Source organism: Paenibacillus ottowii (assembly GCF_006874425.1).
Taxonomy (GTDB): Bacteria; Bacillota; Bacilli; order Paenibacillales; family Paenibacillaceae; genus Paenibacillus; species Paenibacillus ottowii.
On record NZ_VIJZ01000004.1, the window covers coordinates 407,285 to 426,010 of the forward strand.

15 protein-coding genes are annotated in these 18,726 nt (G+C 45.5%); all 15 read left to right on the forward strand.

All coding sequences use genetic code 11. The annotated features are described in order from the left end of the window. The first annotated feature begins 3 nt into the window (after positions 1 to 3). The gene (locus tag FKV70_RS12060; RefSeq protein ID WP_142612973.1) at positions 4 to 4,320 is read left to right on the forward strand and encodes a PolC-type DNA polymerase III; all 4,317 of its coding nucleotides are present in this window, start codon (positions 4 to 6) and stop codon (positions 4,318 to 4,320) included. Between the two features lie 310 nt (positions 4,321 to 4,630). Then, positions 4,631 to 5,092 (forward strand): ribosome maturation factor RimP, encoded by a 462-nt coding sequence (gene rimP / locus FKV70_RS12065; RefSeq protein WP_013370719.1) that lies wholly within the window; start codon positions 4,631 to 4,633, stop codon positions 5,090 to 5,092. A gap of 102 nt (positions 5,093 to 5,194) precedes the next feature. Then, positions 5,195 to 6,292 (forward strand): transcription termination factor NusA, encoded by a 1,098-nt coding sequence (nusA, locus tag FKV70_RS12070; protein WP_063208885.1) that lies wholly within the window; start codon positions 5,195 to 5,197, stop codon positions 6,290 to 6,292. Between the two features lie 23 nt (positions 6,293 to 6,315). Further along, positions 6,316 to 6,624 carry an RNase P modulator RnpM gene (gene rnpM / locus FKV70_RS12075; protein ID WP_007430067.1) on the forward strand — a complete coding sequence of 103 codons (309 nt, stop codon included), beginning with the start codon at positions 6,316 to 6,318 and terminating at the stop codon, positions 6,622 to 6,624. Further along, positions 6,617 to 6,940, forward strand: a complete 324-nt coding sequence (locus FKV70_RS12080; RefSeq protein WP_007430068.1) for a L7Ae/L30e/S12e/Gadd45 family ribosomal protein — start codon at positions 6,617 to 6,619, stop codon at positions 6,938 to 6,940. Before rnpM ends, FKV70_RS12080 begins: the two co-directional genes overlap by 8 nt. Continuing rightward, positions 6,933 to 9,461, forward strand: coding sequence for a translation initiation factor IF-2 (gene infB, locus FKV70_RS12085; protein ID WP_142612974.1), 2,529 nt, complete (start codon positions 6,933 to 6,935; stop codon positions 9,459 to 9,461). Before FKV70_RS12080 ends, infB begins: the two co-directional genes overlap by 8 nt. A 20-nt stretch (positions 9,462 to 9,481) precedes the next feature. After that, positions 9,482 to 9,832: a 30S ribosome-binding factor RbfA gene (rbfA, locus tag FKV70_RS12090; RefSeq protein ID WP_013370723.1), complete on the forward strand. Its 351-nt coding sequence runs from the start codon at positions 9,482 to 9,484 to the stop codon at positions 9,830 to 9,832. A 55-nt stretch (positions 9,833 to 9,887) separates the two neighbouring features. Further along, entirely contained in the window at positions 9,888 to 10,865 is a 978-nt protein-coding gene (locus FKV70_RS12095; protein WP_142613106.1) for a DHH family phosphoesterase, read from the forward strand. Further along, positions 10,862 to 11,800 (forward strand): tRNA pseudouridine(55) synthase TruB, encoded by a 939-nt coding sequence (gene truB, locus FKV70_RS12100; protein WP_142612975.1) that lies wholly within the window; start codon positions 10,862 to 10,864, stop codon positions 11,798 to 11,800. Before FKV70_RS12095 ends, truB begins: the two co-directional genes overlap by 4 nt. A gap of 167 nt (positions 11,801 to 11,967) precedes the next feature. Next, positions 11,968 to 12,906, forward strand: a complete 939-nt coding sequence (locus tag FKV70_RS12105; RefSeq protein WP_142612976.1) for a bifunctional riboflavin kinase/FAD synthetase — start codon at positions 11,968 to 11,970, stop codon at positions 12,904 to 12,906. Positions 12,907 to 13,038: 132 nt separating this feature from the next. Continuing rightward, positions 13,039 to 13,308, forward strand: a complete 270-nt coding sequence (rpsO, locus tag FKV70_RS12110) for a 30S ribosomal protein S15 (protein WP_007430074.1) — start codon at positions 13,039 to 13,041, stop codon at positions 13,306 to 13,308. 214 nt (positions 13,309 to 13,522) lie between these two features. Next, positions 13,523 to 15,625 (forward strand): polyribonucleotide nucleotidyltransferase, encoded by a 2,103-nt coding sequence (gene pnp, locus FKV70_RS12115; protein WP_063208875.1) that lies wholly within the window; start codon positions 13,523 to 13,525, stop codon positions 15,623 to 15,625. A 222-nt stretch (positions 15,626 to 15,847) separates the two neighbouring features. Next, positions 15,848 to 16,855: a polysaccharide deacetylase family protein gene (locus tag FKV70_RS12120; protein ID WP_142612977.1), complete on the forward strand. Its 1,008-nt coding sequence runs from the start codon at positions 15,848 to 15,850 to the stop codon at positions 16,853 to 16,855. Positions 16,856 to 16,921: 66 nt separating this feature from the next. Then, positions 16,922 to 18,181, forward strand: a complete 1,260-nt coding sequence (locus FKV70_RS12125; RefSeq protein ID WP_063208871.1) for a M16 family metallopeptidase — start codon at positions 16,922 to 16,924, stop codon at positions 18,179 to 18,181. Next, a complete protein-coding gene (gene dut / locus FKV70_RS12130) occupies positions 18,165 to 18,611 on the forward strand; it encodes a dUTP diphosphatase (RefSeq protein WP_142612978.1) in 447 nt (148 codons plus the stop codon). The genes FKV70_RS12125 and dut overlap by 17 nt, the downstream gene beginning before the upstream one ends. Positions 18,612 to 18,726: the final 115 nt, after the last annotated feature.

Sequence of the window (18,726 nt, forward strand, 5' to 3'; positions counted from 1 at the left end):
GCCATGGGCGGAGCTGAAGAAAAGAGAAAGCGGCTAGAGCTGCTAATGAAGCAGGTTGTAATGCCGGCGGGAGTGGTTGATCCTTATTTTTTGGACGGTTGGATCGATCAGGTTGAGATAAGCCGTGCTAATAAAGATTGGAAGATCACCATTGCCAAGGAGACGCTGGTCCCCGCTCAGGTGTATCGTACGTTCTGTATTCAAGTACAGGAAAAAATGAGTCATATCGCTAAAATTACATTCCGCTTTCAGTACGGTGAGCAGGTTCAACCTGGTGATATTATCGGTGAATACTGGAAGCTTTTTTTAGAGTGGGTGCATCGTGAAATTCCATCTGTTAACGGTTGGATGAACCGGGCCGTGCATGAATGGGAAGACGGTTTATTACTACTAACCATGAGCGATAGTATGTCATTGGAGCTGGCACGTAAAAAGCAGATAGATCAAGCTATTATTAAATTTTATGATAAATATTTTGGGCTCTCTATGCGTATTAAGGTCCAGGTGGGTGAAAGTAACCAAGAGGCACTACAGGAATTCCAGGAAAAGAAGATGCAGGAAGAACGCGAAGTTATCCAGCAGATGATGGAAAGTATGGAAGCTGAAATGCCGCCTTTGGAAGAAGAAGAAGGAGATGTACGGCTTCAATTTGGCTATGACATCAAAGAACCAGCTATCCCAATGCAAGAGATTCAAGATGAAGAGAAGAAAGTCACCCTACAAGGAACAATCTTCGGTTTGGACAGTAAAGAATTGCGCAATGGCAGTACGTTATTTACGTATTATTTGACAGACTTTAGTGATTCACTGCAAATGAAAATGTTTGCTAAAACGAAAGAAGATCTAAAAATTCTCAGCCTGTTGGCTAACGGTAAATGGGTTAAAGTGCGGGGGCGAGTTGAATACGATCGTTTTATGCAAATTCCCGAGCTGGTAATGATTCCTTCCGATCTAGTTGAAGTACAAGCTCCACCTGGACGCAAGGATAATGCAGAGGAAAAACGGGTTGAGTTCCACCTGCACACAAAGATGAGTGCAATGGATGCAGTGGCCTCGATTGATCAATATGTCAAAACAGCCGCCAAATGGGGACACAAAGCGATTGCGGTCACCGATCATGGTGGGGTGCAATGCTATCCTGATGCTGCTAAAGCTGCAAAGAAAAACGGTATTAAAATGATCTACGGCATTGAGGCCAATGTGGTTAATGATGCAGTTGAGGTTGTAATGCAGGCACAGCCTTTAAATCTGAAAACAGCGACTTATGTCGTTTTTGATATTGAAACCACCGGTTTGTCGGTTACACAGAATAAAATTATTGAGATTGCCGCTGTGAAAATGCATGAGGGCAAGGAAATTGATCGTTATGCAACCTTTGTCAATCCACATGAACGTATACCATACAACATACAGCAACTGACCAACATCAACGATGAAATGGTCAAGGATGCGCCAGATGTCGAACCTGTTATGAAGGAGTTCGTAGCTTTTGCTGGCGATGCTGTATTGGTTGCCCATAATGCGCGGTTTGATGTCGGCTTTATCCAGGCCACTCTTCGAAAGATGGGTTTGCCTGAAATGACCAATCCGGTGCTGGATACGCTGGAACTGGCTCGTTTGCTGTTTCCTACTTTAAAAAATCATCGTCTGAATACACTGACCGCTAAATATAAAGTCGCATTGGAAAGCCATCACCGCGCTATTGATGATACAGTTGCATTGGCAGAAGTGCTGAACGGACTACTCCATGATGCTGAACAAATTAAGGGTTTTAAAATGCTCGACCGTTTAAATGATTATGTTGGAAAAGACTTATCGACGGTTCGTCCTTTCCATTGCTGCATTTATGCTCTTAATCCGGTTGGTAAAAAAAATCTGTATAAACTGGTTTCTATGTCTCATACCGAATATTTCAAGCGTGTACCATGTATTCCTAAATCGAAATTGTCCACGATGAGAGACGGATTGCTTATTATTTCTGGTTGTGAAAAAGGTGAATTCTTTGAGGCTGTATTGAACAAGTCCGAGGAAGAAGCCGAGGAGATTGCACAGTTTTATGATGTGCTAGAAATTCAACCTTTGACGATGTATATGCATTTGGTGGAAAAGCAATTAGTAAGTGGGCCTGATGCGATAAAAACGGCTATACGCAAAGTATGTGAAATAGGAAAGCGACTTGATAAGCCTGTAATTGCTACTGGCAATGTCCACTATTTGGAAACTCGTGATAAGCTATACCGCGATATTACCATTCACGGCATTACTGGATTTAGCCCACTAAAGGATATTCGAAAGCCAGATGCCCATTTGCGGACAACGGATGAAATGCTGGCAGAGTTCGAGTTTTTGGGTGAGGAAAAAGCATATGAAGTCGTTGTGACAAACACCAGCGAGCTGGCGGACCGTTTTGAAGAATTGGAACTGTTTCCGGATAAGCTTTTTACACCATTGCTGGATGGAGCAGACGAGGAAATTCGTAATACATGCTATGAGACGGCTCAATCCATTTATGGCGAACCCTTGCCTGAGGTCGTTGTAGCGCGTCTTGAAAAGGAATTGGAACCAATTATTAAATATGGATTCTCGGCTAACTATCTCATTTCTGAACGTCTGGTTAAAAAGTCTAACCAGGATGGATACTTGGTAGGTTCACGGGGATCTGTTGGTTCTTCTGTAGTAGCTACGTTTCTCGGTATTTCTGAGGTAAATCCGCTGCCTGCTCATTATATTTGCCGTAATCCTGAATGCAGACACAGCGAATGGTTTCTGGACGGTAGTGTGCCGAGTGGTTTTGACTTACCAGATAAAAACTGCCCGAATTGCGGTGGCAAGCTTAAGGGAGAGGGACAGGATATACCTTTTGAAACGTTCCTCGGTTTTAAGGGAGATAAAGTTCCCGATATTGACTTGAACTTCTCTGGTGAATATCAACCTGTTGCCCATAACTATACGAAAGTACTGTTTGGTGAAAAAAGTGTTTTCCGTGCAGGAACTATTGGTACAGTTGCTGAAAAAACGGCGTTTGGTTTTGCCAAAAAATATGAAGAAGCACATCATAAAAAATGGCGCGGAGCTGAGCTGAACAGGCTGGCTTCTGGTTGCACGGGTGTAAAACGCAGCACCGGACAGCATCCGGGCGGGATCGTGGTTGTTCCCGATTATATTGAGGTCGAGGACATTACACCGGTGCAGTACCCGGCTGATGATACGAGCTCGGAATGGAAAACGACGCATTTTGATTATCACGCCTTTGATGCGAACTTACTCAAGCTCGATATTCTGGGCCATGATGATCCGACCATGATGAGAATGCTCCAGGATTTGACCGGGGTCGATCCTACGACCATTCCGATGAATGATCCCAAGGTGATGAGCATGTTCAACTCGACGGAGGCGCTCGGTGTAACACCACAGCAAATCCGCACGCCTGTCGCCACCTATGGTGTACCAGAGATGGGGACAAAATTTGTACGCCAGATGCTGGTAGAATCGCAGCCGAGTTCTTTTGCCGATTTACTGCAAATTTCCGGTTTGTCTCACGGTACGGGGGTATGGCTGGGGAACGCACAAGAGTTGATTAAAAATAATACATGCAACATCAAGACCGTAATTGGTTGTCGGGATGATATCATGCTGTTTTTGATTTATAAGGCAGGGATGGATGCAGGTCTGGCCTTTAAAATTACGGAGAGCGTGCGTAAAGGTAAAGGGCTTAGTGCCGAATGGATTGAAGAAATGAAAAAATGCAAGGTACCGCAGTGGTACATTGATTCTTGTCTGAAAATCCAATACATGTTCCCGAAGGCGCATGCCGCAGCCTATGTTATTTCAGCGGTGCGTACGGCGTACTTTAAGCTATATCATCCGATTGAGTACTATGCAACTTACTTCTCCGTACGTGCAGCCGATTTTGATATTGATCTGTGCTGTCAGGGGTATGATGCGATCGCACGGAAAATTGTCGAAATTGAGCAGCTTGGTTTTCAGGCCCCACCTAAAGAAAAGGGAATGCTTCCGATCCTGGAGATGGCTCTGGAAATGACGGCTCGCGGGTTTAGTTTTAAATCCATTGACTTGTACCGTTCCGAAGCGACTCGTTTCAAAGTGGACGGGGACTCGCTCATTCCTCCATTCGGAGCCCTGCAGGGTATTGGAGAGAATGCGGCACGTAACATCGCAGCTGCCCGTGAGCAGGGTGAATTTTTGTCTGTTGAGGATTTTCAACAGAAATCGAAGGCTAGTAAAACCATTGTCGAAATGCTGTCCCAAATGGGTTGCTTTCGAGGTCTGCCAGAGAGTAATCAGCTGTCTCTCTTTTAAGCAGAACCACAGTAGTCAAGCTCTGGCACTTGTCACATAACTACGGTTATGTTATAATTTTTTTGGTAATCATGGAGATAAAACCGTTGCTAAAAAGAGTGGGGAAACCCACTCTTTACTGTTTGATATACAGTTACAACGTGAATAAAAGGGTATTTTTGGGCAGGAAGCTGGTACGCCGGTTTATTTGCAGTGAGCCCAAAATGAACATTACATCAAATGGAAATGCCGGTGATGGAGAAGCATTGCCCAAGGCAATAGGGTATCTCTTTTTCACCACAGGAAAGTTCACTTTTGGAGGTTATAATCTTTGAGCACACCAAAGATCAAATCAGTAGTAGAAGAAATGGCCCAACCTTACCTCGATGAGCATGGTTTTGAACTGGTCGATGTCGAGTATGTCAAAGAGGGCAGCAATTGGTTTCTTCGCGTTTTTGTAGATAAAGACGGAGGAATTGATCTGGACGACTGTAGTATGATCAGTGAATATTTGGGTCAAAAGCTGGATGAAAATGACCCTGTTTCTACAGCGTATTTTCTGGAGGTGTCTTCACCAGGCGCCGAGAGACCGCTGAAAAAAGCGGAGGATGTTACTAAAGCGGTAGGCAAAAACGTATTCGTTACTACATACGAGCCGATTAACGGTCTGAAGGAATTCGAAGGCCGTTTGCTTTCTTTTGAAGATGGGGAACTCACCGTCCAAAGCGGACAAAAGAAGCATACCATTCCTTATGACAAGGTAGCTGGTGCGAGGCTCGCGATCATATTTTAATTCAGATTTGATTGTTGCTGTTTGATATGTACTACATGTATTTTTGCCTCGTGTGCCGACCAGCACGCAGGTGCCATCATTTGAAAGGGGGAGCAGGAATCCATGAGTATGGATTTTATTGAAGCAATGAACGAGTTGGAAAGAGAAAAGGGGATCAGTAAGGACGTGCTGTTTGAGGCCATTGAAGCAGCCCTGATTTCCAGCTACAAACGGAATTTCAATACTGCACAAAACGTGCGTGTTGATATGAACCGCAACTCGGGAGTCATTAAGGTATATGCCCGCAAGCTGATTGTTGAGGAGGTATTGGATCCTCGCACCGAGATTTCGTTGCCGGCTGCCCGTGAGATTAACCCGCATTTTCAGTTGGAGGATATCGCTGAAATTGAAGTCACACCACGTGATTTTGGACGGATTGCTGCACAAACAGCGAAGCAGGTCGTGACCCAACGTATTCGCGAAGCGGAACGGGGACTGATCTACAACAAGTTTGTGGACAAGGAAGAGGACATTGTAACAGGAACTGTACAGCGTCAAGACCCACGTAATATTTATATTGATCTTGGCAAGGTGGAAGCGGTTCTCCCGTTGAGTGAGCTGATGCCTAATGAGAAGTTTAACCATCTGGATCGGATTAAGGCTTATATTACCAAGGTGGAGAACACAACTAAAGGACCGCAAATTATGCTGTCCCGATCACATCCGGGTCTGCTTAAGCGTTTGTTCGAACTCGAAGTGCCTGAAATTTTTGACGGTGTTGTAGAGATTCGTTCCGTAGCGCGTGAAGCAGGCTTCCGTTCTAAAATCGCAGTTCATTCTCGTAACGCCGAGGTTGATCCGGTAGGTTCTTGTGTGGGACCAAGAGGAACGCGCGTACAGACCATTGTAAACGAGCTGCGTGGCGAAAAAATCGACATTGTACGCTATTCTGATAATGTTGATGAATACGTGGCTAATGCTTTGAGTCCGTCCAAGGTGCTTGAAGTACAGGTATTTGAAGAAGAAAAAATGGCGCGTGTCATAGTGCCTGATTATCAGCTTTCGCTGGCGATTGGTATCAAAGGGCAAAATGCTCGCCTTGCTGCCAAGCTGACTGGGTGGAAAATTGATATTAAGAGTGAAACACAGGCGGAGGAAGAGTTCGGCAGACCGAGAACATCCACCGATGAAATGCATCAGGATTCCGTTTCTGTAGATTAAGCGGAGTGTAGGGGGGTTAATGCATGAAACAGAGAAAGATACCTTTGCGTAAATGTGTCGCCTGTCATGAAATGATGCCAAAGAAGCAGTTAATCCGTGTCGTCAAAACCCCTGAGGACGAAGTGTTGATTGACTTGACTGGCAAAAAGTCGGGACGCGGCGCTTACTTGTGCGGCAAAGCCGCCTGCTTCAAGCTGGCTCAAAAGAGCAAGGCACTGGATCGAGCATTGAAGCACTCGGTCCATCCTGATATTTATGAGCAGCTGAGTCGTGATTTTGCTGCCGTCGAGGAAGAATTCCTGGCGGCACAAGGCAGCGTGCAGGATGAATAAGGCGCTGTCTGGATTGGGGCTTGCCATGAGAGCCGGCAAGCTGCTAACAGGTGATGAGATCGTTTATAAAGCGATCAGGTCTTCAGAAGCCAAGCTGGTCATTCTTGCTAAAGATGCTTCAATGAATACTCAAAAGAAATTCCGCGACAAATGCGGAACGTACAAAATCCCCTTATTGATAGGATTTGACCGGGAAAGCTTGGGAAGCAGCATCGGCAAACCTGAACGGGTCGTGCTGGCTGTGACGGATCAAGGATTCGCGAAATTGATCATGAAACATGCGGGGATAATGTCGGAGGTGGAGTATATTGAGTAAACAAGAAAGCAAAGACAAAGTGCGGGTATACGAATACGCCAAATCGTTAAACATGAGCAGCAAAGAAATTATCACCATTCTTAAACGGCTGGATATTCCCGTAAACAACCATATGAGCGTCATGGAACATGATGCCGTAGGTAAAGTGGAAAATTTTTTTAAAAATATTAAATCCAATGCTGCGGTCAAGCAAGGCGAAGCAGGCACGGCGCAAGTAAGCTCGAATCAGACCGGTTCAAGCCAGAATAGTAATCAGTCAACGGAGCAAACCAAAAATCAACAGGAAAAGCAGGTAAGTATGAATAGGACAAACAACAACCAAAACAGTAACCGAAGTAGCGCTCCAAAAGCGCAAAGCAGTCAGCAGGGCGGTCAAAACCGCAGTCAACAAAGTTCTAGTAGACCAGGCGGCCAGCAAGGCGCTCAGAACCGTAGCAACGGTCAACAGCAGGGAGGACAACAGCGTACTGGTAGCAATAACACAGGTTCACGTCCTCAGGGAAGCAGCCAGGGTGGTTCGGCAGTAAGAACTTCCTCTTCTGCAGGAAGCAACAATTCGAACCGCAGTGGTGGCAACCGTACAGGTGGCAATTCCAACAACAGCGGTAACCGTTCCGGCCAAGGACGTTTTGACGATAATCGTCAAGGCGGAGGACGCGGTGGTAACGGTGGCCGTGGAGGCAACAACCGCGGGGGCAGCAATCGTGGTGGTAAATTCAACAACCGTGGTAAAGGTCAACAACAGGAGCGCCGCGAGAAAATCGACAACACGCCTAAGAAAATTATTGTGCGTGGTGAGATGACTGTAGGTGAAACAGCCAAGCTTCTTCATAAGGATGCTTCCGAAGTCATCAAAAAGCTGATTATGCTCGGAACCATGGCGACCATCAACCAAGAACTAGATATGGACACTATTCTCTTGCTTGCTGGTGATTTCGGCGTTGAGGTAGAAGTGAAAATCCCAGTCGAAGAAGATCGTTTTGAAACTGTGGAAGAAAATGACGATCCAGCAGATCTGAGAACACGTCCACCCGTTGTAACGATTATGGGGCACGTCGATCATGGTAAAACAACTTTGCTGGATGCCATTCGTTCAACAAATGTAACCGGTGGCGAAGCTGGTGGTATTACACAGCATATTGGTGCCTACCAAGTTGAAATTAACGGCAAAAAAATCACTTTCTTGGATACACCGGGTCACGAAGCCTTTACCGCTATGCGTGCACGTGGTGCGCAAGTAACAGATATGACGATTATTGTGGTTGCAGCTGATGACGGTGTTATGCCACAAACCGTTGAAGCTATTAGCCATGCTAAAGCAGCGGGTCTACCAATCATCGTAGCTGTAAACAAGATCGACAAACCGGATGCCAACCCGGACAAAGTAAAGCAAGAACTCACAGAATATGAATTGGTACCTGAAGAGTGGGGCGGCGATACAATTTTCGTCAACGTTTCCGCTAAACAAAGAATGGGTCTGGAAGATCTGCTTGAAATGATTCTGCTCGTAGCTGAAGTGAACGAGTACAAAGCGAATCCAGATAAACGGGCACGTGGTACCATTATTGAGGCTGAGCTGGATAAAGGTCGCGGTTCTGTAGCCCGTATTCTCGTCCAAAACGGTACACTGAAAGTCGGCGATGCTTTCGTAGCAGGTAACTGCTTCGGACGTGTACGTGCTATGGTCAACGATAAAGGCCGTCGTCTTAAGGAAGCAGGTCCTTCCACTCCAGTTGAAATTACTGGTTTGACAGAAGTTCCACTTGCTGGCGATCCGTTCATGGTGTTTGAGGATGAGCGCAAAGCTCGTGCTATCGCTGACAAACGTGCGATTACACAACGTCAATCTGATCTGGGCAGCAATACCCGCGTAACGCTGGATGACCTGTTCCAACACATCAAGGATGGCGAGATGAAGGATCTGAACGTCATTATTAAAGGTGACGTACAAGGTTCTGTCGAAGCGTTGAAAGGCTCCTTGAACAAGATTGAAGTTGAAGGTGTACGCGTTAAAATTCTTCACAGTGGTGCAGGTGCAATCACCGAATCCGATATTATTTTGGCTGCGGCATCCAATGCCATTGTCATTGGCTTTAACGTTCGCCCTGATAATCAGGCGAAATCTACAGCGGAAGCTGAAAAAGTGGACATTCGTCTGCATCGCGTTATTTATAATGTTATTGAAGAGATCGAGCAGGCTATGAAAGGCATGCTGGACCCTGAATATAAGGAAAATGTGATCGGTCACGCTGAAGTTCGTAACGTGTTCAAAGTTACTAAAGTCGGTACGATTGCTGGTTGTATGGTAACGTCTGGTAAAATTACCCGTACAGCAGAAGCACGTCTGATCCGTGACGGTATCGTGATTTTTGAAGGTAAAATTGACTCACTGAAACGCTTCAAGGACGACGCAAAAGAAGTTGCCCAAGGTTACGAATGTGGTATTACCCTTGATGGTTATAATGATGTTAAGGAATCCGACATTATTGAAGCGTTCGTCATGGAAACAGTGGAGCGCTAACGGCAGAGGGGTGAGCATCCATGGCTAAAATACGTACAGGTCGAGTTGGCGAGCAGATTAAGAAGGAGCTAAGCCTACTTATACAGACCGAATTAAAAGACCCACGTATCGGTTTTATTACGGTAACGGGTGTCGATGTGACAAACGATTTGTCCCAAGCGAAAGTATACTTGAGCGTACTTGGAGATGAAGAACAAAAAACTTCCTCCCTGAAGGCACTGGACAAAGCGAACGGTTATCTTCGTTCTGAACTTGGCAAACGGATACGACTTCGTCATATTCCTGAGCTGATTTTCAAAATTGACGAATCTATTGCTTACGGCAGCCGCATTGAAAAGCTGTTGAGTGATATCGACAAGGACGAGAAATGAGAAAGAAATTTCTGTCAGTATGAAGAACCATGAACTGAATGTAAAGGAGACGGCAATGCATACCTATGAACAGGCGCTTCAACAAGCGAAGGAATTTATTCTGGAGCATGATGATTACCTGATCGTATCGCATGTACAGCCGGACGGAGACGCAGTCAGCTCCACCGTAACGGTGGGCTGGCTTCTCTCATGTCTGGGGAAGAAATTTACCATGTTGAATGAGGGACCTATTCCTAAACGCATGGATTTTTTGTGGCATGCCGATAAGATTATGGATATGAGTCAACAACCGCCAGAACGGAAATACAACCGGATCATTTGTGTAGATTGTGCCGATTACCGTCGTGTTGGTTTGACAGAGCAGTTTTTTACGGAAGATGCCATTATTCTGAATATTGATCACCATCCAACGAATGATGCTTATGGTACGGTTAATGTAATTAAGTCGGACGCTGCGGCAACAGCGGAGATACTGTTTGATTTATTGGAAAAGTTTGCAGTAACCTGGGACGTTGATGTGGCAACGGCTGTATATACCGGTTTGCTAACGGATACAGGAGGTTTCCGCTACTCTAACACTTCACCGAAAGTGATGTCTACGGTATCACAGCTTCTTGCTTACGGTGTGGATGGTCCATTTTTGTCCGAGAAATTACTTGAGGAAATGACATTTCCCCAAATGAAAGTGCTGACCAAGGCATTGCAAACGCTCACGATGTCGGAGGATGGGAAAGTTGCTTGGGTCGTTGTAACACCTGATGATATGGTGGAATGTGGTGCTGTAAATGAGGATTTGGAAGGCATTGTGAATTATCCAAGAAATATCCGTGGGGTTGAAGTAGGCATTTTCTTTAAAGTTATTAATGATCAAGCGGCCAAGGCAAGTTTGAGATCGGCAGGGAATGTTGATGTAGCTGCGCTGGCTCAATCCTTTGGGGGCGGTGGACATGTACGTGCGGCCGGCTGTCGGGTAGAGGGGAAGCTGGAAGATATCATCGAGACCGTTGTAGGGCGGGTGAAGTCTGAGCTATGAATCCAATAAATAAGGGGCAGGCAGTATGGGAAGGTGTTCTTCCTGTGTATAAGCCTGCTGGATTTACCTCTCATGATGTAGTGGCCAAGGTTCGCCGTTTGTTGGGAATGAAGCGAATTGGACATACCGGAACGCTAGATCCACAGGTAACCGGTGTACTGCCGTTGTGTCTGGGACGTACTACTCGAGTGGTGGAATATATGCAAGAGCGGCCCAAGGAGTACCAAGCTACACTGCGCTTAGGTATTGCTACGGATACCGAAGACCTGACTGGGACAATTACAGAAGAGAGCGAACGTCCGGTTGAGGTGACCGAAATGGAAGCCAAAGCGGTTTTGGAACGTTTTGTTGGTGCGATTTCCCAAGTCCCGCCAATGTACTCTGCACTCAAAGTAGATGGAAAACGTTTATACGAGCTGGCTCGAGAAGGCAAAACTGTGGAGCGTAAAAGTCGTGAAGTGAGTATTTACGAGCTTGAAATGACAAGTTTTGCGAAGGTGGGACCGCATGTGGATATTTCTTTTCGTGCTTTATGCTCCAAAGGGACTTATATCCGTACACTATGTGTTGATATTGGCCGTGAATTGGGATATCCTTCTACGATGGTTAAGCTGGAGCGAACTATGTCTGCGGGAATTTCTGCGGAACATTGTTTAACATTCGAAGAAATTGAACGCTATGTAGCGGATGGAAGCCTGAGTGAGCGGCTTATTGCTACTGATAAAGCAATTGATTATATGCCAGAGCATACAGTGGCTGAAGCCAAGGTAGCTGCGGCTTTGCAAGGTCAACGCTTGTCGCTTAGTATGATTTCACCACCGGTAACGGACAGCCAACCATTCCGGCTATATAAAGAGGATAAAACCTTTTTAGGCATATATGGACGGGATGAATCAGGCGCAATCGCCCCAATTAAAGTTTTTTTAAGCGTATAGAATTTACAAATTCTCAGCGGAGCTGAACCATTCTATAATCGTCAGAAAACTTCCCCTAGGCACGGTTAGGCTTCCGTGAAATTATGCCTAAAGACGTTTTTCACCATGAATTGTGCTATAATTTTTGACGAAGTTAGTCAAATGATGTGAAATGCAGGTGAATGAATATGATTACCGTATCGTTATCTTATCCATTGAGTGATGAGCTATTGCAGCAATGGGGACGTCCACAAGTCACGGCGATCGGCCAGTTCGACGGCCTTCATCTGGGACATGCAAGCGTGATACGCAAGGCCGTCGCGCTCGCTCGTGAGCAGAAAGTGCCAGTATCTGTCATGACATTTCACCCTCATCCGAAGGAAGTCATGAAAAAAGGTGATTATGAAGGTTATTTAACACCGCTTGCAGACAAGCAGACCATTTTGGCCGATATGGGTGTGGATGTACTTTATATTTTAAGTTTTAACGAACAATTTTCCAAGGTCAGCCCAGAGGATTTTATAACTGATGTGTTGCTTCCATTACAAATTCGAACGGCTGTAGTAGGTTTTGATTTTAGGTTTGGCCACCGGGGAGCCGGGCACGAAAATACGCTTCGGAAGCTGGGAGGAGACCTGATGTCTGTCTACACTGTACCACCATTCGAACTGGATGGGGATAAGGTAAGCAGTTCAGGCATTCGCCGTGCTTTACAGACGGGGGATTTGGCACATGCTTCGCGCTGGTTGGGACGCCCTTATCGTATCCAGGGCACTGTGATGGATGGTGAAAAGCGCGGACGCACAATCGGTTTTCCGACAGCTAATCTTAAGCTGGATGATTCTTATGTTATTCCGGTTAAGGGTGTATACGCTGTACGGGCGCTCGTAGGTGATCATTGGATAAATGGTGTAATGAATGTAGGGGTTAAGCCTACTTTTCATGAGGGTGTGCTGAATCCGTCGTTTGAGGTACATCTTTTTGATTTTAATCAACAAATTTATGGGGAGTCTGTGCTCGTTGAACTTCATCATTACATCCGCCCTGAACGCAAATTCTCTTCGGTGGATGAGTTGATTAATCAAATTGGCAATGACGCACAAACGGCTAAAAAGCTGTTGGGCTAATTTATTTACATAAGACAGGCGCTGTGGTATACTGACTTATGTTGTGTAAACAACGATGAACCTTAGCTTGGTTGTTCGCTTTCACCGGCGGTTACGAGGCTAATGGCGATTATAATGAAGGAGGTGAACAGGATGGCATTGACTCAAGAGCGTAAACAGCAATTGATCGAGGAGTACAAAACTCATGAATCCGATACAGGATCACCTGAGGTACAAATCGCTATCCTTACTGAAAACATCGTCAACTTGCAAAGTCACTTTCGTTCGCACAAGAAAGACCATCACTCCCGCCGCGGGTTGTTGAAAATGGTCGGTCAGCGTCGTAAACTTTTGGCTTACCTGAAGAAGACTGATGTTAAACGTTACAGTGCGTTGATCGAGCGTCTCGGACTGCGTCGTTAATTTTCAGACATGTAATGAGAAAAGAAGCCTGGTTGTTCACCGCTTGTCCCTGCTAAGGCGACGGCGGACAGCAGCCGGGTTCTTTTTTGAAATGAGGAATCTTTTTTTGAATACATTTCCTAATTTGTCTGTTGGGCTTCTTATGAATAAGACCTGCGCAGGAAATACTGGATATGTATAGAACTTTTACAATGAAATGAAATGGAGGGATACCATGGAGCAACGCGTAGAAATGCAACTCGGCGGAAGAAAGCTGGTGCTTGAAACAGGACGTCTTGCAAAACAAGCCAATGCGGCAGTTAAAGTAAGTTACGGAGAAACAGTTGTGCTATGTACTGTGACCGCTTCCCGTGAACCAAAAGATTTGGACTTTTTTCCGCTGACCGTGAACTATGAGGAAAGATTGTATGCTGTAGGGAAAATTCCTGGCGGATTTATTAAGCGTGAAGGACGCCCGAGTCAAAAGGCGATTTTATCCAGTCGCTTGACAGACCGTCCAATTCGCCCATTGTTCCCTGAAGGTTTCCGAAATGATGTACAGGTGTTGAACCTAGTTATGAGTGTTGATCAGGATTGCGAACCTGAAATTGCAGCCATGATTGGAACCTCGGCAGCACTCAGTATTTCGGATGTACCTTTTAATGGACCAATTGGCGGTGTTGCTGTAGGTCGTGTAGACGGACAATTTGTAATTAATCCAGATATTGCACAGCAGAGCGCAAGCGATCTGTACCTCGTTGTAGCCGGAACGAAAGATGCCATTATGATGGTAGAAGCAGAAGGCGATGAAATTCCAGAGGAAGTTATGCTCGAAGCTATTATGTTCGGACATGATGAGATTAAGAACATTGTGGCAGTTATTGAACAATTGGTGCAAGTAGCAGGTAAAGAGAAAATGCAGGTTAAGCTGCATGCTGTTGATGAAAAAGTGAACAGTGAAGTACGTGCTTATGCAGCTGAGCGTTTGGTGAAAGCTGTTAAAATTGCAGAAAAACATGCCCGTCAAGAGGCGATTGATGCAGTTAATGAAGAGACCGTTGCTCATTTTGAAGCACAATACATAGAGACACCTGAGCTGTTAAGCGATGTGAGTGAAGTTCTCTATGATATCGTAAAGGAAGAAGTCCGACGTCTGATTACGCATGATAAAGTGCGTCCTGATGGTCGTAAGCTTGACGAAATTCGTCCGATTGAAAGTGATACTAGCATTTTGCCGCGTACGCACGGTTCAGGCTTATTTACACGTGGACAAACACAGGCGCTTAGCGTTTGTACTCTTGGTGCATTAGGAGACGTACAAATTCTGGACGGTATCGATCTGGAAGAAACTAAACGCTTCATGCATCATTACAATTTCCCTCCATTCAGCGTAGGTGAGGCTCGTCCTTTGCGTGCGCCGGGTCGTCGTGAAATCGGACATGGTGCTCTGGGTGAGCGCGCACTTTCCAAAGTAATTCCTTCTGAAACTGAATTCCCGTACACGATCCGTCTAGTTTCCGAAGTGCTGGAATCGAATGGGTCTACCTCACAAGCTAGTATTTGTGCAAGCACACTGGCTATGATGGATGCAGGTGTACCGATTAAAGCTCCAGTTGCAGGTGTGGCTATGGGATTGATCAAGGACGGAGATCATGTTTCCGTATTGACCGATATCCAGGGCATGGAAGATCATCTGGGCGATATGGACTTTAAAGTTGCCGGTACAGCGGAAGGCGTAACTGCCATTCAAATGGATATTAAAATTGACGGCATTGACCGCAAAATTTTACAGGATGCGCTCAAGCAAGCTAGAGAAGGGCGTTTGTTCATTCTTAGCAAAATGATGGAAGCGATCCAGAAACCCCGTGAGCAGTTGTCTCCGTATGCTCCGAAAATTATGACAATGAACATTAACCCGGACAAAATCCGTGATGTTATTGGAGCTGGTGGTAAAATCATCAACAAGATCATCGAAGAAACCGGCGTGAAGATCGATATTGAACAAGATGGTCGTGTGTTCATCGCCTCTACAAATCAAGAGATGAATGAGAAGGCGCGTTCCATTATTGAAGGTATCGTAAAAGAAGTCGTGGTCGGCGAGATTTACATCGGTACAGTCAAACGGATTGAAAAATTCGGCGCATTTGTTGAAATTTTACCGGGTAAAGATGGTCTGGTTCATATTTCTCAACTGTCTACTGAGCGTGTAGCCAAAGTTGAAGATGTCGTTGCTATTGGCGATACGATTACGGTGAAAGTAACTGAAATCGATCAGCAAGGTCGTGTCAATTTGTCGCGTAAGGCAGTATTGACGGCTGAAGCTCCTGCAAAGTCCTAAGTTATGCTTTGCGAGCCACAGTAACAGCAGTCAATACGTATGTGCAGGATAAGGGATTTGAATAGCATTAATTAAGCTTTTGGAAAGAGGCAGAGCTACGTTTCTGGCTCTTTTTTCATACATATGCATATGCTGCGTCTAAACAAGCTTCTATAGTTTGCTACGTCATAGATCTTGTCCTCCTCGCATACAATGTGGACAAACGAGCGGGAGGATGAAGGAATGATGAGTAGGGTGAAACGTGCAGTGTGGGTGGTAGCCAGTTTAGCCATCACACTGGTAATTGGGCAGTTTAGCGGGGTTCGTGACTATGCTAGTCAATTACGTAATGGAGATGTTACAGGAGTTGAAGAGCCTGAAGCTGTACCCACGATGGCGGTAGCACCTTTACCTGATAATGCGCTTATGCAGCGATTAAAGACAGAAGCAGCGCGTCAGCGGAGGGAGCCAGTTGATGCCAAGGTCGACAGGGTGTGGAAGGCTATCCCAGGTTATAACGGACTAGAGGTCGATGTGGATGCTACCTATCGCAAAGCCATTGCAGCACCAGATCGGCCTATTCAATATGTATATCGCCAACTGGCACCCAAAATACATTTAAATCAATTGGGCAATGTCCCAATTTACAGGGGCAATCCTGAAAAACCAATGGTATCCTTCATGATCAATGTAGCATGGGGGAATGAGTTTATTGAGCCTATACTGAATACATTGGATCAGGAGAAGGTGAAGGCCACGTTTTTTCTTGATGGAAGCTGGCTGAAGAAAAATCCTGAACTCGCCAAGGAAATTCAAAAAAGAGGACATGAGCTTTCTAATCATGCCTACTCTCATCCGGATATGAGTCGCCTGAGCCGGGCTAGAGCCGTACAAGAAATCGAAAAAACGGAAGAGCTTCTGCAACAAACTTTAGGTGTCAAAAATAATTGGTTTGCCCCTCCATCGGGCGATTTTAATCAACAAACGGTGGATATCGCGGCAGAGCATGGGCTCAAAACAGTACTGTGGACTTTAGACACCGTAGACTGGAGACATCCATCGCCGGAATCGGTGATTCATAAAATCAGCAGTAAGGTGGAGTCCGGCTCCCTGATATTGATGCACCCAACAGATTCCTCCGCTGCTGCTCTCAAGGGTATGATTCATGCCATTCGCAGTAAAGGACTTGTGCCTGGAACAGTCAGTCAGACGCTTTCCCCTGATCGGCAGCTACCAGCTCCGGTTGAGTGAACGTCTTTTTTCTGTTAGGATTGAACATTATGGCTAAGTATGCAATTTAGTTTAGGAGGGCCAAGCGTGGAAAGAATTCAACTCAAAAACGGCCTAAGAGTGGTCATTGAAAAAATTCCAACCGTGCGTTCTGTTTCTTTCGGCATCTGGGTTAAAACCGGTTCCCGAAATGAGACACCGGACAATAGCGGTATTTCTCATTTTATTGAACACATGCTTTTCAAAGGAACCGAGCGTTTTAGTGCTAAGGAAATCGCTGAGCAATTTGACGCCATCGGAGGAAATGTTAATGCTTTCACTTCGAAGGAATATACGTGTTATTATGCGAAAGTGCTAGATGAGCATCTACCGATCGCGGTCGATGTACTGTCTGATATGTTCTTTCATTCCAAATTGGATGGGGAAGAGCTGGCAAGAGAGAAAAATGTGATTTTGGAGGAAATCTCCATGTACGAGGACACACCTGATGATATGGTGCATGATCTTGTTTCTCTGGCGGCCTATGGTGAACATCCACTGGCTTATCCGATTCTCGGAACCGAAAATCATCTGCTAGCTCTGGATAGCTCACATCTCAGCCAATATATGAAGGAGCACTATACAATCGACAATACAGTTATCAGTGTGGCTGGTAATGTTGACGATCGGCTTGTAGAATTGCTGGAGCAACATTTTGGGCATTTCGATAATCACGGAATCATTTCGCCACTGACAGTACCCGCATTTAACGGTAATCTGTTGTATCACGAGAAAGCAACAGAGCAGAATCATATTTGTCTGTCCCTGCCTGGATTTGCAATAGGCGACGATCTTCAGTATGCTATGGTTTTGCTGAATAACGCGATCGGCGGGGGCATGAGCTCACGTTTATTCCAAGAAATTCGTGAAAAACGTGGACTGGCTTATTCGGTTTATTCCTATCATAGCTCCCATGCAGATAGTGGAATGTTCACGATTTATGCAGGTACGGCTCCTAAGCAAACAAAGGACGTGCTCGATTTGACGCTGGAGCTGTTGCGAGATGTGGCTGTCAACGGCTTGGACGCTACTGAGCTTCGGAAAGGCAAGGAGCAGCTAAAAGGAAGTCTGATCTTAAGCCTTGAGAGTACAGGTAGTCGAATGAATCGTCTTGGAAAGAATGAGTTAATGTTAGGTCAGCATTATACGCTGGATCAAATGATCGAACACATCGATCAAGTGACGGCTGATGATGTGAACAAAGTGCTGGATCGGATGTTTTCGGAGCCGTTTGCTCTGTCCATGGTCGGAGCGAGTGATTCAGCGGTTAAGGATATGAGGAGGGACTATTTTGTTAACTTACGTTGAAATTAACAGACTCGGGGGCAATGAAGATATAGAGCTACCCCGCAAAATGTCAGAGCTTGCATCCGGGTTTGACTTGTATGCAGCAGTACAGGAGGATTTGGTTCTGGAACCCGGCAAACGTTGTCTCGTTCCAACTGGATTTGCAATAGCTATGCCAGCAGGATTAGAAGCACAAATCCGTCCTCGTAGTGGACTGGCTCTCAAGCATGGTATTACTTGTCTTAACACACCTGGAACGATTGATGCAGATTATCGTGGGGAAATTAAGGTGCTTCTTATCAATTTAGGCGAAGAACCGTTCACCATTACGCGCAATGAACGAATTGCACAAATGGTATTTCAGATTGTGCCTGAGGTCGAGCTGAAGCAAGTAGACCATTTGTCTGAAACCGTGCGTGGGGCTGGAGGCTTTGGTCATACAGGGCGCTGAATTTGCGGCTCACTTGCAAGACTTGCAATGTAACGTAATGCAATGCAATTGTCCATTTTATAAAAGTCTCAATATTACTCGCTTTAGAGTAAGCATACACATAAAAGTCGTTCCG